The sequence below is a fragment of the Methylomonas sp. 2BW1-5-20 genome, assembly GCF_052474515.1.
The window spans coordinates 3352360-3373676 of sequence record NZ_CP184127.1 but is presented as its reverse complement, the minus strand read 5'-3'; the positions used below and the strand labels follow the sequence as shown (position 1 = coordinate 3373676).

At 53.6% G+C, this 21317-nt stretch carries 21 protein-coding genes; 16 read left to right on the top strand and 5 right to left on the bottom strand.

The window, feature by feature from the left end; genetic code table 11:
• Positions 1-5 precede the first annotated feature (5 nt).
• Positions 6-2147: an MASE1 domain-containing protein gene (locus ACH50O_RS15615; RefSeq protein ID WP_446808688.1), complete on the bottom strand. Its 2142-nt coding sequence runs from the start codon at positions 2145-2147 to the stop codon at positions 6-8.
• A gap of 164 nt (positions 2148-2311) precedes the next feature.
• Here ACH50O_RS15615 and ACH50O_RS15610 point away from each other — a divergent pair, with 164 nt between their 5' ends.
• The 8 genes from ACH50O_RS15610 to ACH50O_RS15575 all read left to right on the top strand — a co-directional run bounded on the left by ACH50O_RS15610 (position 2312) and on the right by ACH50O_RS15575 (position 9675).
• Positions 2312-3718, top strand: a complete 1407-nt coding sequence (locus tag ACH50O_RS15610; RefSeq protein WP_446808687.1) for a cytochrome ubiquinol oxidase subunit I — start codon at positions 2312-2314, stop codon at positions 3716-3718.
• The gene (gene cydB, locus ACH50O_RS15605) at positions 3708-4799 is read left to right on the top strand and encodes a cytochrome d ubiquinol oxidase subunit II (RefSeq protein ID WP_446808686.1); all 1092 of its coding nucleotides are present in this window, start codon (positions 3708-3710) and stop codon (positions 4797-4799) included. The genes ACH50O_RS15610 and cydB overlap by 11 nt, the downstream gene beginning before the upstream one ends.
• Positions 4800-4910: 111 nt before the next feature.
• A complete protein-coding gene (locus ACH50O_RS15600) occupies positions 4911-5489 on the top strand; it encodes a DUF502 domain-containing protein (RefSeq protein ID WP_446808685.1) in 579 nt (192 codons plus the stop codon).
• A gap of 86 nt (positions 5490-5575) precedes the next feature.
• A complete protein-coding gene (locus ACH50O_RS15595; protein ID WP_446808684.1) occupies positions 5576-6070 on the top strand; it encodes a CinA family protein in 495 nt (164 codons plus the stop codon).
• A 243-nt stretch (positions 6071-6313) separates the two neighbouring features.
• Positions 6314-7099: a M48 family metallopeptidase gene (locus ACH50O_RS15590; RefSeq protein WP_446808683.1), complete on the top strand. Its 786-nt coding sequence runs from the start codon at positions 6314-6316 to the stop codon at positions 7097-7099.
• Entirely contained in the window at positions 7099-8298 is a 1200-nt protein-coding gene (gene dapC, locus ACH50O_RS15585) for a succinyldiaminopimelate transaminase (protein ID WP_446808682.1), read from the top strand. Before ACH50O_RS15590 ends, dapC begins: the two co-directional genes overlap by 1 nt.
• A 102-nt stretch (positions 8299-8400) precedes the next feature.
• Positions 8401-9219 carry a 2,3,4,5-tetrahydropyridine-2,6-dicarboxylate N-succinyltransferase gene (gene dapD / locus ACH50O_RS15580; RefSeq protein WP_446808681.1) on the top strand — a complete coding sequence of 273 codons (819 nt, stop codon included), beginning with the start codon at positions 8401-8403 and terminating at the stop codon, positions 9217-9219.
• An 81-nt stretch (positions 9220-9300) separates the two neighbouring features.
• Positions 9301-9675: a DUF1640 domain-containing protein gene (locus tag ACH50O_RS15575; RefSeq protein ID WP_446808680.1), complete on the top strand. Its 375-nt coding sequence runs from the start codon at positions 9301-9303 to the stop codon at positions 9673-9675.
• 417 nt (positions 9676-10092) lie between these two features.
• Here the strand turns inward: ACH50O_RS15575 and ACH50O_RS15570 are convergent, their stop codons facing one another.
• Positions 10093-10809, bottom strand: a complete 717-nt coding sequence (locus ACH50O_RS15570; protein ID WP_446808679.1) for a hypothetical protein — start codon at positions 10807-10809, stop codon at positions 10093-10095.
• Positions 10810-11079: 270 nt separating this feature from the next.
• Between ACH50O_RS15570 and ACH50O_RS15565 the strand changes: the two genes are divergently transcribed.
• From ACH50O_RS15565 to ACH50O_RS15540, 6 genes are all read left to right on the top strand, one after another.
• Positions 11080-11517 (top strand): hypothetical protein, encoded by a 438-nt coding sequence (locus tag ACH50O_RS15565; RefSeq protein ID WP_446808678.1) that lies wholly within the window; start codon positions 11080-11082, stop codon positions 11515-11517.
• A gap of 375 nt (positions 11518-11892) precedes the next feature.
• Positions 11893-12138, top strand: a complete 246-nt coding sequence (locus ACH50O_RS15560; RefSeq protein ID WP_446808677.1) for a hypothetical protein — start codon at positions 11893-11895, stop codon at positions 12136-12138.
• A gap of 6 nt (positions 12139-12144) precedes the next feature.
• Complete coding sequence (locus tag ACH50O_RS15555; RefSeq protein ID WP_446808676.1) at positions 12145-12483, top strand: ArsC family reductase; 339 nt, start codon at positions 12145-12147, stop codon at positions 12481-12483.
• The gene (gene dapE / locus ACH50O_RS15550; RefSeq protein WP_446808675.1) at positions 12483-13610 is read left to right on the top strand and encodes a succinyl-diaminopimelate desuccinylase; all 1128 of its coding nucleotides are present in this window, start codon (positions 12483-12485) and stop codon (positions 13608-13610) included. Before ACH50O_RS15555 ends, dapE begins: the two co-directional genes overlap by 1 nt.
• A gap of 243 nt (positions 13611-13853) precedes the next feature.
• Positions 13854-16175: a CHASE domain-containing protein gene (locus ACH50O_RS15545; protein ID WP_446808674.1), complete on the top strand. Its 2322-nt coding sequence runs from the start codon at positions 13854-13856 to the stop codon at positions 16173-16175.
• A 50-nt stretch (positions 16176-16225) separates the two neighbouring features.
• Positions 16226-16960: a TIGR00266 family protein gene (locus ACH50O_RS15540; RefSeq protein WP_446808673.1), complete on the top strand. Its 735-nt coding sequence runs from the start codon at positions 16226-16228 to the stop codon at positions 16958-16960.
• A 29-nt stretch (positions 16961-16989) separates the two neighbouring features.
• On the opposite strand, the gene ACH50O_RS15535 is transcribed toward ACH50O_RS15540, so the two are convergent.
• From ACH50O_RS15535 to radC, 3 genes are all read right to left on the bottom strand, one after another.
• Positions 16990-18114, bottom strand: a complete 1125-nt coding sequence (locus tag ACH50O_RS15535) for a methyltransferase (protein ID WP_446808672.1) — start codon at positions 18112-18114, stop codon at positions 16990-16992.
• Between the two features lie 14 nt (positions 18115-18128).
• Positions 18129-18749, bottom strand: a complete 621-nt coding sequence (locus ACH50O_RS15530; RefSeq protein ID WP_446808671.1) for a TetR/AcrR family transcriptional regulator — start codon at positions 18747-18749, stop codon at positions 18129-18131.
• 158 nt (positions 18750-18907) lie between these two features.
• Complete coding sequence (gene radC / locus ACH50O_RS15525) at positions 18908-19582, bottom strand: RadC family protein (RefSeq protein ID WP_446808670.1); 675 nt, start codon at positions 19580-19582, stop codon at positions 18908-18910.
• Positions 19583-19694: 112 nt separating this feature from the next.
• Here radC and coaBC point away from each other — a divergent pair, with 112 nt between their 5' ends.
• Entirely contained in the window at positions 19695-20882 is a 1188-nt protein-coding gene (gene coaBC / locus ACH50O_RS15520) for a bifunctional phosphopantothenoylcysteine decarboxylase/phosphopantothenate--cysteine ligase CoaBC (RefSeq protein ID WP_446808669.1), read from the top strand.
• Complete coding sequence (gene dut / locus ACH50O_RS15515) at positions 20854-21309, top strand: dUTP diphosphatase (RefSeq protein WP_446808668.1); 456 nt, start codon at positions 20854-20856, stop codon at positions 21307-21309. Before coaBC ends, dut begins: the two co-directional genes overlap by 29 nt.
• Positions 21310-21317: the final 8 nt, after the last annotated feature.

Genomic DNA, 21317 nt, shown 5'->3' with positions numbered 1-21317 from the left:
CTGGGCTAGGCCGCCGGTGGCGGGGCTGCAAACCTAAAGTCTTGTAAGCCGCAATGTTTCACCGCATCCATGGCCGCTTGTTTCAACGACTCGGTGCCATCCGCGTCATCGGGGCAAATGGCGATGCCGACACGGCATTTGAGTTCCGCAACATCGTTTTCAACGGCAAAGGGCTCGGCGAATTTTTGAATGATCAATTTAGCAATGCGCGTCACGCTGTCGATTTGTTCCAGCTCGGTCAGAATAATCGCAAACTCCGCGCCGTCCATTCGCGCCACTAAGTCGGTTTCCCGGACATTAGGCAGTACCCGTTGCGCCGCTTCCTGCAAAATGCGGTCGCCGTTCGCGTAGCCGAAGTGCTCGTTAATGGCCTTGAATTGTTCGATGTCCACGACCAGCAATGCTAAAAACCAGCCGCCGCGCTGCGCTTTCTTAATTTCCTGATCCAACCTGTCGTAAAACATGCGCCGATTGCCGATGCCGGTGAGCGGATCGAAATTTGCCTGTTTCCAGAGTTGTTCTTCGCTGAGCTTGCGTTGCGTAATATCGGAAAACAGGCCGATTCGGCGTAAGGGCAAGCCAGCGCGGTCGAAAATGGTGTTGATGCTAAGTTGTTCGACATACAATTCGCCGTTTTTGCGCCGATTCCAAATCTCGCCCTGCCATTCGCCGCCGTTATTCAGGGTCTGCCACATGGCGTGAAAAAATTCCTGATCATGGCGGCCGGACGCCAACATGCGCGGATTTTTGCCAACCACGTCTTCGCTACTGTAGCCGGTGATGCGGCTGAATGCCGGGTTAATCGATACGATGGTGCCGTCCGCTTCGGTGATCATCATCGCTTCCCGGCAATGTTGAAAAAACAGCGCACCCAGTTGCCGGTCTTCTTCTGCCAGTCTTTGTTCGGTAATGTCTTTCAGTATGCCGGTCATTCTGGGGTAGTAGCCGGGCTGATGGCAACCCGAGCCGTGCAGCCAGCGAATTTCGCCGTCGATACGCCGAATTTTGCATTCGAAATTCCAGTTGCCTTGCGCCGAGCAAGCATCGAGGAAACTCCCGTCCACCATTTGCCGATGTTCCGGAACGACATGGCCGAGAAAGGTGTGGTATGTCCATTCCGGCAAGGGGTGGCTGTAACCGAAAATTTGGTCGTGAATCGGCGTGCGTTGTACCGAATAATCTTGTAAATTCAGATCCCAGGCCCCGGTATTGATGGTCTGCAAGGCAAAGCTCAGGCGCGCTTCGCTTTGTTGCAGGGCGTGGGTGGTTTGTTGTTGATGGAACAGCGTCAAGGCCAGCGGAATGCCGACGCTGGCTAAAATCGTTAGATAAAACCAAATGTTTAGCAGGCCGCTTTGCGGATGTACGGTGGCGAACGCGCCAAGTTGATGTTCCAGTCCCCATAAGGATTGAATCGCTGTTTGCGCAATCAATAACAGTACTCCATGGCGTCCAAACCTTACCGCAGCCCAGACCACGAACAAAAAAGCCCAATAGGTTTGGCCGTATGCACTTAATAGTTCGGGAAACCAGCTTAAAAATACCGCTTGACCGCTGAGAAAACTGAACGATAGAAAGGCCAGGGTTTCCGGCAGGCGGGTACGGGCAAACCAATCTTTCGGCCAGTTGCGCCAGACTAAAATCAGCGGCGTAACCAGGGCTATCCCGAGGACATCGGCCATCCACCAATGCAACATGCCGGGCAAAAGCGCTTCCAGCGTCAGGTATTTGTTCAAGAGTAAGGTCATCGGGCCGATCAGCGCGCTGAATCCGGCTGTGACCATCCCGGTGACTGCCAGCCACACAAAGTCGCGCGGATGGCGCAACGACAGCGAGAACCCAGGATTGCCGAGCAGCAGCCATGCACCCAGCCACGACTCCAAGGTATTGCCGGCGGCGATACAGGCCGAGATCGGCCAGGAGTCGCCAACCAGCATGCCGGCGGCAAACGCGCCGGTAAAAATGCCCGGCCAATAACGTGTGCCGCCCAGCAGGAATGTGGCTAGGCCTAAACCGGCCGGAAACCAAACCAGTGTAACGTTGCCGCTATCGGAAAAAAATGCCAGTACTAATTTGGCCAACAGGGCGTACAGCAGCGCTATGCCGATGATTTTTAGTCCAACGATGCCGCGCCGATTAGAGCCCATGAGGTTTTGACAAGTGTGTCGGTAATTTGAAAAGTGTATATCACTACCAAGTATTCTTCAGCTTTCCGGTCCGTTAATAATGCGATGCGGTAGAGAAAAATCGCCGATAAGCGGGCGGATAATTCTATAATTGCCGGCATTTTGAGCTGGACCGAGGGGTGGAGATGATTTCCGAAACGGTTGTCGAGTTGTCGCGGGCGCAGTTTGCGTTGAATGCCGTGCAATATTTTCTATTTGTGCCGTTGACGCTGGGTCTGTCGTTGCTGTTGGCAGGCATGGAAACCTGGTTTTTGCTCAGCGGAAACGCCGTTTATCGGCAGATGACGCAATTCTGGGGCAAGTTCTTCGCGGTCGGTTTTGCTTTGAGCGTCGCCTCCGGTTTGGCGATGACGTGTCAATTCGGTAGCAACTGGTCTTATTTTTCGCACTATGTCGGCGACATATTTGCATTGCCTTTATTGCTGGGTTTGGCCGGATTGTTCATTGCCGCCAACGGCATAGGTTGGCTTTTATCCGGGCGCGCGCGCTTAGGCAACGCGGCCCATCTTGTTGTGACCTGGCTGATTGCTATCGGTTGTCATTTGAGTTTGTACGGTTTTCTGATGGCTAGCGGCTGGATGCAAAATCCGCTTGGCGCGGACTTAAACGCTCAAACCTTGCGCATGGAACTGACCGATCTGCATCCGGTATTCAGCAATCCGCTTGGTTTGGCGAAATTCGGACACAGTTTGCTGGCAAGCTATGCGGTTGCCGCCGGTTTTGTTTTGGCGATCAGTGCTTACTATCTTCTCAAGCAGCGCGAAACGCAATTGGCGCAATTTTCTTATCGCGCCGCCGCTGCTTTGGGTTTGTTGGCCGTTGCTGCGGCCATCGCGTTTGGCGATCCCAGTGTTTACGGCACAGGCGTGGTACAGCGCGCTAAATTGGCGGCGATTAATGGGCTGCCGGTTGACGATGTTTTCGAACAAAACCGCCGGCATATTGAGATCGGCAAACAGGCATATGCCTTGCTCTTGGAATTGCGCGACGAAAAAACCGACCCGCAGTTGCTCTCGGACTTTGCCGCGGCCAAGGTCGATCTGGGTTATGCCTTATTGCTGAAACGCTGGCAGGAAAACGTAGAGGATGCCGGTCAGGCGCAAGTCGAAAAAGCAGCTCGTGCCAGCTTGCCAAAGCCGGTGCCGTTGTTATGGGGATATAAGCTTATGATTGCCGTTGGCGGTGCGATGCTGATCTTTTTTTTCGCCGCAGCGGTGACCAGCGTCTGCGGTTGGCATAAACGCTGGCTGTTGAAAGCAGGTTTATATGCCTGGCCCCTGCCTTTGCTTGCCGGTGCCAGCGGCTGGTTTATCTCGGAAACAGGCCGGCAGCCTTGGCTGGCTGCCGGCATTCTGCCGAGTTGGCAGGGGGTTTCCACGCTGACGGCAACCGATTTGACAGTCGGGCTGATAGCCTATGGCTTGGCTTATGCCGGTTTGGTCTTGCTTGCCGTGCGCTTGACGTTGAAATTTATCGGCCAGGGTAGTGCCGTTGCGATGCCGATAGGCGAGGAGCAGAGCCATGTTGCTTGATTACGAAATGCTGCGCCTGGTCTGTTGGGGGGTACTGGGTTTGTTTGTAATCGGTTTTGCGCTCAGCAGCGGCATCGAAATCGGCGTCGGTATGTTACTACCGTTACTACACGACTCGGAAGACCAGCGTGCGGCGCTCGTTGCCCGCTTGGCTCCGCTCAGCGCCGGTAATCAGCTCTGGTTGCTGGTGACGGTTGCTGTGTTGTTTGCCGGCTGGCCGACGGTGTACGCGGCGACGTTTGCCAGTTTTCAGCCTCTATTGCTGCCGATGGTGCTTTCATTATTCGTGCGGCCCTTGGGTTTATATTTTCGCAGTAGTATCAGTCGCGCCGATTGGCTGCAAAAATGGGACAAAGCCTTGTTTTTTAGCGGATTAATTCCGGCCGTACTGCTGGGCTTGATGGTGGGCAATCTATTGAAAGGCGTGCCTTTTCATTTGGCTAGCGACATGCATATCGCGTTTTTGGGCAGCTTCGGCGGCTTCTTTAGCCCGTTTGCCGCGCTGACGGCCGCTACTTGCGTGGCCTTGCTGGCTGTTCATGCCGCCATTTATCTGCAGGTTCACAGTCGGGACGCGCTTTATCAACGTTGCAAGTCCTTGGTATTGACCAGCGGCATCGGGTTTTTAGTGTTGTTTGCACTGGCCGGCATGTGGATTACCCACCTGGAAGGCTATCACGTCAATACCGAAATATTGCCCAACGGCATGTCCAATCCGCTGACCAAGTTTGTGAAGCGCGGCGACGGTTTATGGCTGGATAATTACGAGCACGAACCGGCGTTATGGGCTTTGCCGACATTGGCTTTTGTAACAGGGATTGCCGCGTTGATCCTGTCGCGGCTGGACCGGGCTTACTGGGCTTTGCTGGCCAGTGCGGTAATGGTGACGATGACGATCCTGACCATGGGCGTTTCAATGTTTCCGTTTTTAGCGCCGTCCAATATTTCCTTGAATAGCTCGCTGACCATCTGGGATGCCAGCGCCAGCCAAACCGCGTTATCCGCGCTGTTGTGCTTGGCTTCCGTGTTGTGGCCGCTGATGGCGGTTTCCACGCGCTGCTTGTTTAGATTTGTCCGTTGAGGTCGGCAATTGCGGTGAATTGTGCGTCGATTGCATCGGGACTTCCTTAACCGGCATAACTCTGATAAAACCATTATTCCTGACAACTATAACTAAAAAGGTAGGCGCATCATGAAGAAAATCCTCAATCACACCCTGATCGGCGTTCTGGCTTTTATTCCGATTATGGTGATTGTGCAAATCGTGCTGTTCGTAAAAGACCGGCTCACCGATTTGTTTCAATTCGTTTATGGGTACTCCGACAATTATCTGGTGACATTCTTGCTGTTCGCCGCCAGCTTCGCGACTATTACTTATGTTGGGCATCGGGTCAGCATGGGCCGATTCTCCATCATTGCGATGTTTGAGCATCTGATTGAGCGCATCCCGCTGTTAAGCACGATTTACCGCGTCACCAAAAAGTTGGTGAACATGATAGCCGGACATCAGTTGCAGGAACCGCGCGAAGTGGTCTACATCGAATATCCCAAGGAAGGCATTTGGGTGCCGGCCTATGTCACCAACAAGACCGAAGACCGTTATGTACTGTTCGTGCCGACATCGCCCAACCCGACCTCAGGTTTTGCAGTAATCGTGCACGAATCGAAAGTGGTCAAGTCGGAGATGAGCATTGAGCAGGTAACCAGCTTTATTATCAGCGTTGGCGCCGATTTCGAGAAAGTCTCCGAAATTGCCAAATTACCGAAATAAAGCCGTCAGTAGCTTGCCGTGAATCCAAGTCCGCAGCAAGCCATCCTCTTTGCGGCTCGACGCCCTGCTTAACCTTTCCTGTGATCATGTGTGACACTTATCTGCTTGCCGAAACGCTCGGCAAGCGATTAAAAACGCTCGATTTGCGTCTGGCTTTGGCGGAGTCCTGTACCGGCGGCGGCCTTGCCAAGGCTGTAACCGATGTGCCGGGTAGTTCCGCTTGGTTCGAACGCGGCTTCGTCACTTACAGCAATGAAGCCAAGATCGACATGCTGGGGGTAAGGCGGGAGACATTGGCAACAGTAGGCGCGGTCAGCGCGGAGACGGCTTTGGAAATGGCCGTTGGCGCGTTAGCGCATAGCCTTGCCGATTTGGCGATGGCTATCACCGGTATTGCCGGACCGGATGGCGGTAGCGAAGCCAAGCCGGTCGGTACGGTGTTTATCGGCTGGCAACGGCGCGGTCAAGCAGCCGAGGCTTTGAAGACACAATTTGTCGGCGACAGACATTCCGTGCGGCAACAGGCTACGCTGTTTTGTTTGCAGCATATGTTGCATTTACTGGAAAACGTCGAAGATTGAGTCGGCGACGTCGCCGGCTCGCGTCATGCTGCTTCCGGGCGACATTTCAGTCTTAATGTAAAGCCAATATGATTGGTTCCCGCCTGCCTTAAGCGCGTACGCAGCGCAAAGCTGCAAATAGTATTAGGTTTCAGAGTCCCCTGAGCCCGAGAAACAACGCAGGCCGTTCAGCCAAAAAGCTTTTAACTCCGGCTGACAAGTTACGTTAAAATGCCGCTTCTTTTCCTTGCGGATGTTTACGCCATGTTGAAAAAACTCCTGCTTTCCTCGGCTGTTTCCTTGCTGTTAAGCGCCTGTGCCACCAGTCCGACCGGACGTTCCCAGTTTATCTATATGCCGGATAATCAGGTCGATCAAATGGGTTTGCAGTCATTCAGTGACATGAAAAGCAAAAACCCTATCAGCAAAAATACCCGCTATAGCCAGTTTGCCAGTTGCGTGGCCCAGGCCATTACCCAGCAGACCGGCCGCCAGTGGGAGGTTGTGGTATTTGAAGACGAGACGCTGAACGCTTTTGCACTGCCCGGCAATAAAATCGGCGTGCATACCGGCCTGATCAACCTGGTGGATAACCAAGATCAATTGGCGGCAGTCATAGGCCACGAAGTGGGGCACGTGTTGGCGCGGCACAGCAATGAGCGCTTGTCGCAGGAAACCGCTGTCAGCACCGGCCTGTCGATGGTGCAAGCGGTGTCCCAGCCGCAAACCGCATTAGGCCAGACCGCACTGGGGTTATTGGGTGTCGGTGCGCAATACGGTGTGATCCTGCCGTTTAGCCGCGTCCACGAAACCGAGGCGGATACGATAGGTTTGGATTTGATGGCCAAAGCCGGTTTCGATCCGCGCCAAAGCATTAACTTATGGTTGAAAATGGATAAGGCGTCTCAAGGCGGACAACCTATCGAATTTATGTCGACTCACCCGTCGCATGCCAGCCGCATCGATAATTTGAATCAGAATATGAATCGGGCCATCCAGCTACAGCAACAAGCCTGGAATGGCGGCAGACAACCGCATTGCGCCAAATAATGAATCCGCATTTATCCCAACTGCATCCGTATCCGTTTGAAAAGCTGGCCACGCTGAAACAAGGTATCGTCCCGCCAGCCGACAAAGCGCATATCGCGTTGTCTATCGGCGAACCCAAGCACGCCACGCCGCATTTTATCCAAGAAGCCTTGCTGCGGCACTTACATGGTTTGACCCAGTACCCGACCACCAAAGGCTTGCCTGAATTAAGACAAGCCATAGCCGATTGGACCTGCCGCCGCTTCGGCATCCCTGCCGGGGGTGTCGATGCTGAAACTCAGGTGCTGCCGGTCAACGGTACCCGTGAGGCTTTGTTCTCATTGGTGCAGGCGGTGGTCGATCCGGCCGACAAGCCGGTGGTGATCATGCCCAACCCGTTTTATCAGATCTACGAAGGTGCGGCCCTGCTGGCTGGCGCCGAGCCGTATTATCTGAATACCGTCGAGGCCGACGGTTATTTGCCGGATTTTGACAGCATGCCTGAGGCGATTTGGCAACGCTGTCAGTTGATCTTTATCTGCTCGCCTGGCAATCCGACCGGCACGGTGTTAACACAAGCCGATCATTTGAAATTATTGGCGTTAGCGGAAAAGTACGATTTCGTTATTGCATCCGACGAGTGCTACACCGAACTTTACGACGATGAAGCCAATCCGCCGCAAGGTTTATTGCAAAGCGCTTATCAGGCCGGCAACACCGGATTTAAACGTTGTGTGATATTTCAAAGCCTGTCTAAACGCTCCAACGCACCGGGTTTGCGTTCCGGCTTCGTCGCCGGCGACACCGAGGTATTGCAGCAGTATTTCAAATACCGCACTTATCACGGCTGCCCGATGCCGGTACCGACTCAGTACGCCAGCATCGCAGCCTGGAACGACGAGGAACACGTCAAGCATAACCGTCAGTTGTACCGGGACAAGTTCAGCGCGTTTATCGAAATATTGCAGGATGTTTGCGAAATCAATCGGCCGCCAGCCAGTTTTTATGTCTGGCTAAAGACGCCGATTGATGATGCTGAATTTGCTAAACAATTGTTTGCCCGGCAAAACATTACGGTGCTTCCAGGTAGCTATTTGTCGCGCGACAGCGGCGGCATCAATCCCGGCGCCAACCATGTGCGCATTGCCTTGGTCGCGCCGATTGAAGAGTGTGTTGAGGCTGCGCAACGGATTAAAACGTTCATTAATAGTCTTTCGTAGGCTGGGTAGAGCGCAGCGAAACCCAGCGTGAAACGCTTCAAGCTGGGTTTGCGCTATCGCTCCTACCCAACCTACATTATTTCAACTTAACCCCGAGAAACCATGTCAAATCTGGAAACCATCATCAACGACGCCTTCGAAAATCGCGCCGAAATCAGCCCGTCCACTGTGTCAACCGAAGTCCGCAACACGGTTGCCGAAGTTTTGAATATGCTCGACAAGGGCGAAGCCCGCGTGGCCGAGAAAAAAGACGGCGATTGGGTCACCAATCAATGGCTGAAAAAAGCCGTGTTGCTGTCGTTTCGCATCAACGAAAACAAAGTCATCGAAAGCGGTGACGTGCGCTATTACGACAAAGTGCCGACCAAATATGGTCAATACAGCGAAGAAGATTTCGCGAAAGCCGGCGTACGGGTGGTGCCGAATGCGGTGGCCCGTTATGGTTCTTACGTTGCGCCCGGCGCGATCCTGATGCCGTCTTACGTCAACATCGGCGCTTACGTTGATAGCGGCACCATGGTCGACACCTGGGTAACAGTCGGTTCCTGCGCGCAAATCGGTAAAAACGTGCATTTATCAGGCGGCGTCGGCATCGGCGGCGTTCTGGAACCGCTGCAAGCAAACCCAACTATCATCGGCGACAACTGCTTCATCGGCGCCCGCTCCGAAATCGTCGAAGGGGTCATCGTCGAAGACAACTGCGTGGTATCGATGGGTGTCTACATCGGCCAAAGCACCAAGATTTTCAATCGGATGACCGGCGAAGTCAGCTACGGCCGCATCCCGGCAGGCTCCGTGGTGGTATCCGGCAACTTGCCGAGCAAAGACGGTAGCCACAGCCTGTATTGCGCGGTGATCATCAAGCAAGTGGACGAGAAAACTCGTAGCAAAACCGGGATTAATGAGTTGTTGCGGGATTGATTGATCGTCGCCGTCGCATGGCGTTTTTTGGACGCCATGCGCTACAATGCAGTTACCGCATTTTATCCGAGGGCGCAGGACATGAACGCGATACCATTTGATACCTTAAAATTTGCGCTACGTTTAAAAGCAGCCGGCTTTACCGAGGCTCAAGCCGAAGTGATCACCGAAATGCAAAAGGAAGTCGTCGACAATACGCTGGAACAAGCCAAGCACGATTTTCATCTTGACGACGTGGCGACAAAACGCGATTTGAAAGACCTTGAAGTCGTCTTGCGTACCGAAATCAGAACGTTGGAGTCTGAGCTAACCCACAAAATAGAATTGCTCCGAGCCGATACTCGCCGTGATCAAGCCGAAACCAAAGCTGATTTAACGCGTTGGATCATTGCCGCAGGGTTCTTGCAAACCACGGTTATTGTCGCAGTGTTGCTGAAAATAGCGCATCTGATTTGATGCATCGCTGGTTGAGTTTTGGAGCTACAACACTATAAAAAAGCGATGAATTATTACTCAAACCCTAATCCCCACGACTTAGAAGTGCGTCCTGGCTTTCGCGTGTCGGGGGCTATATTGGCGCTGTTTGTGTCATATATTGAGGTTGACTCTTCCATCCCACTGTTTGTAGCCGAACATGTTCCGGCAACCGATTGTTCTCGTCAGAGAAGACGAATATTTTGTGAATTGGGCAATTGTTTGGGTAAGGATTCCCGAACATATGCGGGGCCACTGGATGCCATTGGTCATTTGTTGTTTGCATTGGCTTTAATCTACGTAGCATGGCGTTTGCTGAAACCTTTTTTATCAAGTAAGGCATCTCTATAATCAAATGCTCACTAGGCAACGCATTTGTCAGCATGATGAGTATGACGGTTAGTTCGCAAAGCTCTTGCGATCCGCCCGAATCCTAAACACCATCACCAACTCTTCATCCTGTTGCAAGGTCAGCGGCGTTGGCAGGCCGTCCGGGCTGGGTTGCTTGCCGATGATCGGTTCGATGCAGACATACTCGGCTTTTTTATCGCTCCAAATACCAAACGCCAACGCTAGATCGTCCTGCACTGGCGAGATATTGCAAGCCATGCTGACGGTGTAATCGGCTGTACTTAGCTTGACGGGTGCGGTTAGCGATTTCGCGTGGTGTACTCTTAAGCTATCGTGCGGAAGCGCGGCGACCTCAATATGCGTTTCCGCAATATCGATAACGCTGCCGGGAGAAATCGAAAAATAGGGATGAAAGCCGGGGCGAACCAGTGCGGTCTCCGACACCGCGCGAATCCGGGTGCTGACGGTCAGGGTTTTACTTTTGGCTTCCGTCAGCTCTTGCCAGTCTGTAATCACCTCGACAGAACCCCAATTCACATCAGCCGGCGCGGTGAGGTTTTTTTGATGCGGCAGGTCGCTATCGCAAGGCGTTATCCGGTATTCGCCGTGTTTAAGCGCGAAAGGCGGCGATAATTCTTCAAAATTGGGTATACACAGATATACGCCGCCGCGCGAGCCGCCGTCTGCTTTGTCGTGCAGGGGGTGGATAATATGGATATCGTCTAATTGCCAGTTGATTAGGGTGCCCGTATCGGTGAATTTCATTGGGAAAAATATATCCTGTACTTTAATTGTTTTACGGTAAGAGGGGGCGAGCTCCGCTGGATGTGCGCTGCATTGGGCGGATTATCTCGGTTAAAAAGTGCTTTAGCAGCTATTGTAAACAACGCGGCCGAGAAAATGGGGGATTTCGGCTTGCCGCGTCGATGTTTCGGCTAAGAGATGCGCTGAATTGACAATGAATTTACGCCAATTTGTTGGACTATAGACTATGAGAAAATCAATCCGCACATTCGGTTTATCCAGGTCGAACTGATGCAAGCAATCGATATTTTTTCCTTGAAAAGCCACGCCGGTGAATATCAAAGCTGGCCGCTACAGACGCAATTGCTGATCAACGGCCTGCCGAGTTCATGTTATGTGCCCGGCTACCGGCTGTTACATCAATTTCAAACGTCAGCCCATGAATACCTTTTAATCAATGATTGGGATTGCCCCTTTGAGGAGGCCACGGAGATTATCTTGCTGGATAGCCAGTTCAAGGTGGTGGGGGTGCGTTCGTTGGGTGTGCCCTACGGCTCGTTTTCGCTGGACGAAGCGTTGGTGTTGGACGATGTAAACTTAAAACTTACGTTTTTTCGAGATGAGCATTGGCAAGTCACTATTACGCCGCAAAATTTGCCTTGCCTGTATTTTTCGAGCAGAAGTTGGCTGCCGGCGTTTAGAACGCGGATACGGTTGAAACGGCTTTAAACACTTTTAGTGCCCGGTTGGCATTTCTCACTGTAATAGTATTTAACAAGCCAATCCCGCTGGTTGTAGGAATTTCGGTTTCGACTGATGCATTTATATATCGAACTGGTAAGCTAGCGCTCGCGAATCGGAATACGCGATGCCAAGCCGTCGAATCCAGAGCGGAAAATAATTGTACGGGGAAACGTGGCGGTGGGTGAGGAAGCGTTAACGCATGGCAAGGATTAGCGGCTATGCGTTACAATGCTGGCCTTAGTGCCAAGGAGGCCATACAGCATGAATGCGAACCCTTTCGATACGCTGCATCCGCGCACCTGATTTAACGCCGCTTAGCCGGCAACCGTTTTCTCTTCAATCCTAACCTGCGAGCACACCATGCCAGAAAATATTTCCAATAATGCCCTAATCCTCGCCCTGCTGTCCCTGAACGGCGAGATCGCTATTCAAAAAGATTATTTGGAGTCCGGCGAGATTCCCGAAGACGAAGTGACCGACGAGGAAGAAGTGCTGGACGATTTGGAGCAAGCCTTCATGGAATTCGTCGATGTGTACAAAGCTCGCGCCAAAGCTGATGATTCCTTGCCGAGCGTTGAAGAATTGCTGGCCGGCGAAGAAGGCTAATCTTGCATGATCGTAGTTTACGGCATCAAAAACTGCGATAGCGTCAAAAAGGCGCGGACCTGGCTGGAGGCGCGGCAAATTGCCTACCGTTTCCACGACTATCGTGTCGATGGGCTGGATGCGGCTTTGCTGCAGGGCTTTGTCGATGCGTTGGGCGTGGATGCGGTACTGAATCAGCGCAGTACCAGTTGGCGCCAATTGGACGACGCCCAAAAATCCGATTTAACCCCCGACAAAGCCGTGCAACTCATGCTGGCTGTGCCGACCTTGATCAAGCGCCCGATTCTGGATAATGGACAGCAACTGATCGTCGGCTTTAATCCCGATCAGTACCCGACCGAATAATGAGCGAAACCCTTTCCCTGTTAGAAGCGCTGATTCGTCGCGAATCGGTGACCCCCAACGACGCCGGTTGCCAGGATTTGCTGGCGGAGCGCTTAGGTAAACTCGGTTTTACTGACGAGCGCCTGAATTTTGCCGATACTCAAAACCTGTGGTTGCGTAAGGGTCAACAGGCGCCGCTATTCGTGTTTTTAGGGCATACCGACGTGGTGCCGACCGGGCCGTTGACGGCCTGGGATTCGCCGCCGTTCGAGCCGACTATCCGCGACGGCAAGCTTTACGGTCGGGGGGCTGCGGACATGAAAGGCGGCATTGCCGCGTTTGTCACGGCGGTCGAGCGTTTCCTGGTCGAGCATCCCGAACATAAAGGCTCCATAGCCATCATGATGACCAGCGACGAGGAGGGCATTGCCACCCACGGCGTGGTCAAAGTGGTCGAAGTGCTGGAACAGCGCGGCGAAAAGATCGACTGGTGCTTGGTGGGCGAACCGTCCAGCGATAAAAAAATCGGCGACGTGATTCGGGTGGGGCGGCGCGGCTCCTTATGTGCCAAGCTCACCGTGTTGGGTATTCAAGGCCACGTGGCTTATCCGGAATTGGCGGAAAATCCGATTCATACTTTTGCACCGGCCTTGAAGGAACTGACAGAGGAAGTGTGGGACCACGGCAATCAATTTTTTCCGCCGACCCGCTTGCAGGTTTCCAATATCGACGGCGGCACCGGTGCGGAAAACATCATCCCCGGCCAGGTCGAAGTGCAGTTTAATCTGCGGTTTTGCACCGAGCTGGACGAAGCCACCATCAAGTCCCGTACCCAAGCCATATTGGATAAACACGGCTTTAAATACGATCTGCAATGGCGTTTATCCGGCAATCCGTTTCTGACCTCGCAAGGCGCTTTAATCGATGCCACGCATGCGGCGATCGAAAGCGTTTGCGGCTTTCGGACCTTGGACGATACCGGCGGCGGCACTTCTGATGGCCGGTTTGTCGCCCCGACCGGTGCGCAAGTCATCGAACTGGGGCCGTTGAATGCCAGCATTCACAAGGTCAACGAGCATATCGGTTTGGATGATCTGGAAGTTTTGAGCCGGATTTACCAGCAGATTTTGGTCAATCTGCTGGCGTAATTGTCTTTCCCTGCACGCAGCTAGCCGGGTATTGCCTCCGGCGGCGAAATGCCGGCTGCGAGATTCGGATTCCAAGAAATCGGCCGCCGGTGAGCTATGCTGAATAAGGCTAAGCGTTCTCTTTGACGCTAAAATTTCGCCGGACAATAATGGCAAGAGCCGCGCAATAATGGTGGCAATTGATTAAAGCATCAGTACTGCCGGCCGCTTGTTAGGGAATATACCGCATCATCAGGGGGAAGAATGACTGCTAGCCCTGTACAACCGAAATTATGGACACGTTACCGGCATTATTACCCTGCGCTGGTAATTCTGTTGGTTTCGCTCGCGGCTCTGTTTCTGGCTTGGCAAGATCTGAATTGGCGCCATCAACAACGGCTGCAAGAATATTTCGCTTTCGAAACTCAGCGCATTACCGGCAATATCAGCGAGCGTATGGATTTACATGGGCAAACACTACGCAGCGCCGCCGGATTGTTTGCCGCCAGTAATGAGGTAACCCGCGAGGACTGGCGCGCATTTGTGGAGATGCTGGAGCTGGATCGAAGCCATCCTGGGGCGCAAGGCGTCGGTTACGCGGTTTGGATTCCTTCCGCGCGGCTCGAACAGCATATTGCCGCTGTTCGCCGACAAGGGTTTCCGGACTATATAGTTAATCCGTTAGATTCGCGAGAGGGATACTCCAGCATTATTTATTTGGAGCCTTTCAGCGGCCGTAATCTGCGGGCGTTCGGCTACGATATGTTCTCCGATCCCCTAAGGCGCGGCGCGATGGAACGGGCTAGGGATAACGGCAATCTGGCGTATACCGGCAAGGTGTTTTTGATCCAGGAAACCGAAGCCGATTTACAGGCTGGCATGTTGGCGTACTTTCCGGTTTACCGTAACGGCAGCATCCCGCAAACCGTGGAGCAGCGCCGCGCGGCCCTGCTGGGCTGGGTGTATATGCCGTACCGCATGAACGACTTGCTGCATACCATCCTGGGTCGTGATTTATTGGCCTTGCGCTTGGAAATTTTCGATCAGGACGATCTCAGTGCCGAAGGTCTGCTTTACGACAGCCAAAGCAAGCTGACGTCGGTAGCATTTATGCCGCGGGACGACGCAATGACGCTCAATCTCCGCCTGAATTTGGGCGGTCATTTCTGGACCCTACGCTACAGCGCGTTGCCGGAATTCAGTAAGACGGCCAAATTCGAACCGCCCTGGGTCGAAGTGTTGGCCTTGGTGTTTATCAGCTTTCTGCTGTTTTTTATCACTTGGGCCTATATTAATGTACGCCGAAATGCCGAGATTGCGCGGCAATTGACCGAGTCGCTGCGGCAAAGCGAGAGCCGGTTCCGCAGCTTATTTGAAAATTCGCCGGTCGCTTATCTGGCGCTGGATCGGCAAGGTTGCCTGCTGGATGTAAATCCGCAATTATGCGATCTGCTGGACTATGGCAGCGAAGAGCTGATCGGCAGAAAGCTGTTTGAATTTATCTCGCCGGATACGGGGCAGGATTTTCAGCTAAAACTGCAAATGCTCAACCATTACGGTTTGTTGGAATGCGAATTGTCGCTGCTTGGAAAATCGGGCCACACGCTGACCGTGATACTCGACGGCCGCTTGCAGGGTAACAAAGTCCGCCCGGCCGTGATTCATTGCATTCTGACCAACATTACCGAACGCAAGCGTGCCGAAGATAAGCTGCAGCTGGCCGCCCGCGTGTTTAGCGAAGCGCACGAAGGTATTACTATTACGGATGCGGCAGGCAACATAATCGATGCCAATCCGACCTTTTGCGCGATAACCGGGTATACCCGCGAGGAGGTGATAGGCCGCAATCATAGCATTCTGCAATCCGGCAAACATGATGCGGCATTCTATAAAGATCTTTGGCAAACTCTGCAAACCGAGGGCTGTTGGCAAGGCGAAATTTGGAATCGCAAGAAAAGCGGCGAGTTATACGTGGAGTTGTTGACCATCTCCGCGATGCGGAATCGCACCGGTGAAATCCTGAATTATGTCGGCTTGTTTTCCGACATTACTCAAGCCAAACTTCAGCAGCAGGAGTTGGAGCGCATGGCGCACCACGATCCGTTGACGCAATTACCCAATCGCATCTTGTTCAACGACCGATTTCGGCAGGCCCTGGCGCGCTGCAAGCGCGACAATACGCTGCTCGGTGTGGTGTATATGGATTTGGACGGTTTTAAGCAGGTCAACGACCAACTGGGCCACGAGGCAGGCGATATGTTATTGATCGAAGTGGCCACGCGGATTAAGGCCGGTCTGCGCGAGGATGACACGGTGTGCCGCTTGGGCGGCGATGAATTTGCCTTGCTGGTGGGCGGTATCGAATCCAGGGCGCAGTGCGAGCAGGCCGTGCAGCGTATTCATCAGGCGATTTCCCAGCCTTACCGGATCGCCGGGCAAGAGATGGTTGTTGGCGTCAGTAGCGGTATCACCTTATGCCCGTCAGACACAGGTACGCCGGCTGGTTTGCTGAGCCACGCCGATCAGGCCATGTATTTGGCCAAACAGCATGGCCGCGGCTGCTACGAATTTTTTGAGCTCGGTTAGTATCGAGTTTTAGGCGTTTAATTTTTTGAATCACAGAAGAGGATATTGCCATGCGTTGCCACCAAGTCGACTATCAGATCATCGGTCATGACATTCAAATGGTAGAAGTCGAACTCGATCCCAAGGAAACGGTGATCGCCGAAGCCGGGGCGATGACCTATCTTGAACAGGATATCGACTTCGAAGCCAAAATGGGCGATGGCTCCGGCGGAGTAATGGACAAGCTGTTCGGCATCGGCAAGCGTATGCTGACCGGCGAGTCGGTATTTTTAACGCACTTCAGCAACCACGGCTCGCAAAAACGCCGGGTGGCTTTTGCCGCGCCGTTTCCCGGTTCGATTGCCGCGCTGAATCTGGCCGAATTGGGCGAGGAAGTGATTTGTCAAAAATCGGCGTTTTTGGCCGCGGCCTTCGGCACTCAAGTCGATATCGCCTTTAACAAACGCTTGGGTAGCGGCTTTTTTGGCGGCGAGGGCTTTATTTTGCAACGTCTGCGCGGCGACGGCATGGCCTTTATTCATGCCGGCGGCACCGTGATTCGCAAGGAATTGCGCAACGAAACCTTGCGTCTGGACACCGGTTGTCTGGTCGCGTTTAGCGGCGACATTGATTACAACATCGGCATGAGCGGCGGTTTGAAGAGCATGCTGTTCGGTGGCGAGGGTTTGTTTCTGGCGACGTTGAAGGGCACTGGTTCGGTGTGGATCCAAAGCATGCCGTTTTCGCGCTTGGCGGAGCGGGTGCTAAGCCAATACCGGCCGCCGGTAGGGCAAGATGCCCAATAGTTCATTACCTTAGCGGTTTGCCTGTAGTATTAAAGGCCGGCGTTCGGTATCACGACCAGTATTTTGCCCATGGAGCGCAGATTGACCTGTTCGTGAAGCGCCTGCCCTGCTTGGGCGAAAAGTTGGTGCCATTCGCTAAGCGTACGTTCTCGGCCTTGGGTACCCATAAACATCTGCATATCGAACGCGGCACTGGCAAAATCGGCGGGGGGATCCGGCATGACTAATTCCATAATGGCGATTACGGCTCCGGTATCGCCAATCGCTTCCGCGAGATTGCGCAGGGCGCGAACGCAGTTTTTGTGGTCCATCCCATGCAGAACCGCGCTGAGCAGGTAGATGTCTTTACCGTTTTTGGCGGCGGGTACTGACTCTAACAGCTTGCCGACCACGAAACTTACGCGGTTAAGCAGTTCCGGCGCGGCATGGGTGGCCCAATAGTCAGCCGCGGTGTCAATGACTTGTGGTCGGTCGAACACCACTGCGTTTAGATGGGGATGTTGCTTTAATAGCGTCAACGCTTTACTGCCTTTTGAGCCGCCGACATCGATAACGCGCTCGAATCGTTCCCAGGCAAAATCGTGGGCGTAACTGTCGCCCGTTAAAGCTTGGACGCTGTCCATCGCGCGGGCGAACAACGCATCGAATTCGGTATTCCGGTCCATATGGGTATACAGTTCGTTGCCGTGCACACTCTCGAACGGTACGTTGCCGGTGCGTATGCCTTGCTCCAATTGTTCAAACCAGGGCCGGCTCATTTCGGCCGAGTTGTGCATTAAAATCATTGCTCGCACATTCTTAGGATGATCTTCCCGCAAATAATTTGAGAGTGTATTGTTTTTGAAAATTCGTGGCGAGATTTCTTCGAATATACCCAGCGCGGCCAGCATGCGTAGCAGCCGATAGACTGCGTCTGTTTGCGCCGAAACCCGCGCGGCCAAAACATCGGCCGCGAGCGCTTGATCCGCCAGCGTCGTCGCTATATCCAGCCGAACGGCGACATATAGTGCCCGCGATTGCCAGAAAGCCGAACCGATCTGGATCAGCCTAAAGGGCGGCGGGATGATTTGATGGGGCAGTCGCTGCAACCAGTCGGCGAATTTCAGTAATTTGCTAAACAGGTAAACTGTACCTGCGTGCTTTTGTAATGACATCGGTTATGCTCCGTTTATTCAGGCAGATTAGACGCCAAGCCTGCGGAAAACAGGCGGCCGTTGAAAGCGGCGAGTTGAGTCACGAATGCGGTATCCATCGGGCGGCCCATTTGCTCTTCGAAAATGTCTTTCAGCAGCATCGGCATCATTGCCAGACTGACAAAGGCTAGCCGCAGCATGTCGGGATCGGTCGACGCGGACACTCGCCCGCTGGATTTAAGTTTGCCCACTTTCTTTGCTCCCTTCTTGCGTCCGCGTGCCAATAGTTGTTGAATAAAACGCCGCCCCGGTCCCTGGTTGAGCGCCAATACTTTCAAGATCAGCTTGGGAAATTTCGGATGTTCGGCCATGACCCGGTAATACAGGTTGAGAAAGTCGGCAAAGCCATCGACCGAATCCAGCATTTGCCCATTCAATACCTTTAACAGCGGCGCCATCGTGTCGCGGATCATCTCTTCGTAAAGGCCTTCCTTGTTGCCGAAGTAATAGCGAATCATCGACACATTGGCGTCGGCTTTCTGCGCGATCAGGCGGGTGGTGACTTTGTGGTAGTCGTCGGATAGAAAACTGTCGAGAGCCGCTTTTAGCAGGCGTTCCCGCACGGGATCTGCCGCGAGTTCCGGGTTGCAAGGCATCGATTTCTCCGGGGTTTTGTTAAGTGAAAGCTAGATTAACAATAGGAAGTGGGAGCAGCTAGGCGTTTTGTCAATCAAATTCAAGGGTTTGATTGAGCTGCACTACTTTGCCGGCAGGCGGCGGAAAGCATTACCCGGTTTCGACCGAGCGAGAGAATTTACAACAGTCCATGCTCCGCGAACGAAAAGGGCTGGCCGTCGCCGACGATAAAATGATCTAACACCCGGATATCGAACAGGCCCAGGGCCTGTTTCAGTTTGTCGGTGATTTGCTTGTCGGCCTGACTCGGCTCGTTGATACCGGACGGGTGGTTGTGTGCAAAAATGACCGCCGCGGCGTGGTGAAACAAGGCCCGTTTCGCCACTTCGCGCGGATAAACGCTGGCGCCGTCTATCGTACCGCGAAACAATTCTTCCCATTGAATTACCCGGTGTTGGTTGTCCAGAAATAAACAGGCGAATACTTCGTAACTGTAACCTCGCAACTGGGCGCTGAGATAGGCGCGGGTGACTTCCGGGCTGGTCAGGGCGTTGCCGCGTTGCAGGATTTCCGCAAAATGCCGGCGGGCCATTTCCAGTACCGCTTGCAGTTGGGCGTATTTCGCGTCGCCCAAGCCATTGCTTTGACAGAAACGTGGTTGATCGGCGCCGAGCAAAGCCTGTAATGAACCGTATTCGCTCAACAAATCGCGGGCCATGTCCACAGCCGATTTGCCCGGTGTGCCGGTGCGGAGAAAAATCGCCAGCAGCTCGGCGTCGGTCAGTGCGGTAGCGCCGCGCTGTAACAATTTTTCGCGGGGTCGTTCGTCGGCGGGCCAATCCTTGATGCTCATCCACTCCTCCTAGCCGTTAATAAACGATTTAAGCATAGAAGAATCGAGTCGAGTTTGCCATAATTCCAGAAATTGAGCTTTTCGGGACAGGAATATTAACAAGCGAATTTTATTGGGAGTTTGCGGCGGTATCGCGGCTTATAAAGCGGCAGAGCTGGTGCGCGTGTTGCGGAAGCAAGACCATGAAGTTCGGGTGGTGATGACCGCCGCTGCCCGCCAGTTTGTCGCGCCGCTGACGTTTCAGGCCTTGAGCGGCCATGCCGTGCATGGCGATTTGCTGGACGTCGAGCAGGAGCAGGCCATGAGCCATATCCATTTGGCCCGCTGGGCAGACCTGCTGCTGATTGCGCCGGCGACCGCCGATATGCTGGCGAAAATTGCGCACGGATTGGCGGACGATTTGCTGTCTACTTTATATCTCGCCGCGGAATGTCCGGTATTCGTCGCGCCGGCGATGAATCAGGCGATGTGGGGTAAAGTTGTAACGCAAGAGAACATCGCCAGGCTACAAAGCCATGGGGTGCATTGTATCGGCCCTGCCGCTGGCGAGCAGGCTTGCGGTGAGCAGGGTTTGGGACGGATGGTTGAGCCGGCGGAAATTTGTCGGCAAGTGCTGAAATATGAACAGCCCAGTTTACTTGCGGGCGTTAACATTGTGATCAGCGCCGGACCGACGCGCGAGCCGCTTGATCCGGTGCGTTACATTACTAACCGCAGCTCCGGCAAAATGGGTTACGCCTTAGCGGCCGAAGCCGTGTCAGCCGGCGCCAATGTGACGCTGGTGAGCGGCCCCGTAAACTTGCTCGCGCCTGCGGGAGCCAAACTTATTCCGGTGGAAACCGCGCTGCAAATGTATGATGCGGTGATAATGCATAGCCGGTCGGCCGATATTTACATTGGCGCCGCGGCAGTGGCCGATTACCGGCCGCAAACGCTCGCGGAGAGTAAGATCAAGAAAGACGGCGAAACCGGCAGCATAGTCTTGACAAAAAATCCGGATATCATCGCCGCCGTCGCCCGTTTGCAGCCAAAGCCCTTGGTAGTGGGTTTCGCCGCCGAAACCGACGATCTGGAAAATTACGCCAAACATAAGCTGCAGAGCAAAAATCTGGATCTCATCGCCGCGAATTGGGTTGGCCAAGCCGAAGGCGGTTTCGATAGCGACCGCAACGCTTTGCAAGTATTTTGGCCGGGCGGGCAACAAATTCTGGCGATGACCGATAAACGTACTTTAGCCGTACAACTGCTTAATCTGATAACCGAGAAATGGCATGAGAAAAATCCAGTTAAAAATTCTTGATCCACGCCTGGGCCAGGAGATTGCTTTACCTGCTTATGCCACACACGGTTCGGCGGGACTGGATTTGCGTGCGTGCCTGGAGCAAGCGCTGACCTTGCTGCCCGGTGAAACTGCGTTGATTCCTACCGGTCTGGCGATTCATATCGACGATCCGCATCTGGCTGCTGTGTTGCTGCCGCGCTCCGGCCTGGGTCATAAGCATGGCATTGTGCTGGGTAATTTGGTGGGTTTGATCGACTCTGATTATCAGGGCCAGATTTTTATCTCGTGCTGGAATCGCGGCGATAGCGCGTTTACCGTCGAGATCGGCGAGCGTATTGCGCAAATGGTATTTGTGCCGGTAGTGCAGGCCGAATTCGAATGCGTGGCCGAATTCGACGAAAGCCATCGCGGCAGCGGCGGCTTTGGGCACAGCGGCCGCCACTAAACGGAGCC

Bases quoted from the DNA above. Each gene is read 5' to 3' on its own strand.
- ACH50O_RS15615 (WP_446808688.1), bottom strand. From the start codon at position 2,147: ATGGGCTCTAATCGGCGCGGCATCGTTGGACTAAAAATCATCGGCATA.
- ACH50O_RS15610 (WP_446808687.1), top strand. From the start codon at position 2,312: ATGATTTCCGAAACGGTTGTCGAGTTGTCGCGGGCGCAGTTTGCGTTG.
- cydB (WP_446808686.1), top strand. From the start codon at position 3,708: ATGTTGCTTGATTACGAAATGCTGCGCCTGGTCTGTTGGGGGGTACTG.
- ACH50O_RS15600 (WP_446808685.1), top strand. From the start codon at position 4,911: ATGAAGAAAATCCTCAATCACACCCTGATCGGCGTTCTGGCTTTTATT.
- ACH50O_RS15595 (WP_446808684.1), top strand. From the start codon at position 5,576: ATGTGTGACACTTATCTGCTTGCCGAAACGCTCGGCAAGCGATTAAAA.
- ACH50O_RS15590 (WP_446808683.1), top strand. From the start codon at position 6,314: ATGTTGAAAAAACTCCTGCTTTCCTCGGCTGTTTCCTTGCTGTTAAGC.
- dapC (WP_446808682.1), top strand. From the start codon at position 7,099: ATGAATCCGCATTTATCCCAACTGCATCCGTATCCGTTTGAAAAGCTG.
- dapD (WP_446808681.1), top strand. From the start codon at position 8,401: ATGTCAAATCTGGAAACCATCATCAACGACGCCTTCGAAAATCGCGCC.
- ACH50O_RS15575 (WP_446808680.1), top strand. From the start codon at position 9,301: ATGAACGCGATACCATTTGATACCTTAAAATTTGCGCTACGTTTAAAA.
- ACH50O_RS15570 (WP_446808679.1), bottom strand. From the start codon at position 10,809: ATGAAATTCACCGATACGGGCACCCTAATCAACTGGCAATTAGACGAT.
- ACH50O_RS15565 (WP_446808678.1), top strand. From the start codon at position 11,080: ATGCAAGCAATCGATATTTTTTCCTTGAAAAGCCACGCCGGTGAATAT.
- ACH50O_RS15560 (WP_446808677.1), top strand. From the start codon at position 11,893: ATGCCAGAAAATATTTCCAATAATGCCCTAATCCTCGCCCTGCTGTCC.
- ACH50O_RS15555 (WP_446808676.1), top strand. From the start codon at position 12,145: ATGATCGTAGTTTACGGCATCAAAAACTGCGATAGCGTCAAAAAGGCG.
- dapE (WP_446808675.1), top strand. From the start codon at position 12,483: ATGAGCGAAACCCTTTCCCTGTTAGAAGCGCTGATTCGTCGCGAATCG.
- ACH50O_RS15545 (WP_446808674.1), top strand. From the start codon at position 13,854: ATGACTGCTAGCCCTGTACAACCGAAATTATGGACACGTTACCGGCAT.
- ACH50O_RS15540 (WP_446808673.1), top strand. From the start codon at position 16,226: ATGCGTTGCCACCAAGTCGACTATCAGATCATCGGTCATGACATTCAA.
- ACH50O_RS15535 (WP_446808672.1), bottom strand. From the start codon at position 18,114: ATGTCATTACAAAAGCACGCAGGTACAGTTTACCTGTTTAGCAAATTA.
- ACH50O_RS15530 (WP_446808671.1), bottom strand. From the start codon at position 18,749: ATGCCTTGCAACCCGGAACTCGCGGCAGATCCCGTGCGGGAACGCCTG.
- radC (WP_446808670.1), bottom strand. From the start codon at position 19,582: ATGAGCATCAAGGATTGGCCCGCCGACGAACGACCCCGCGAAAAATTG.
- dut (WP_446808668.1), top strand. From the start codon at position 20,854: ATGAGAAAAATCCAGTTAAAAATTCTTGATCCACGCCTGGGCCAGGAG.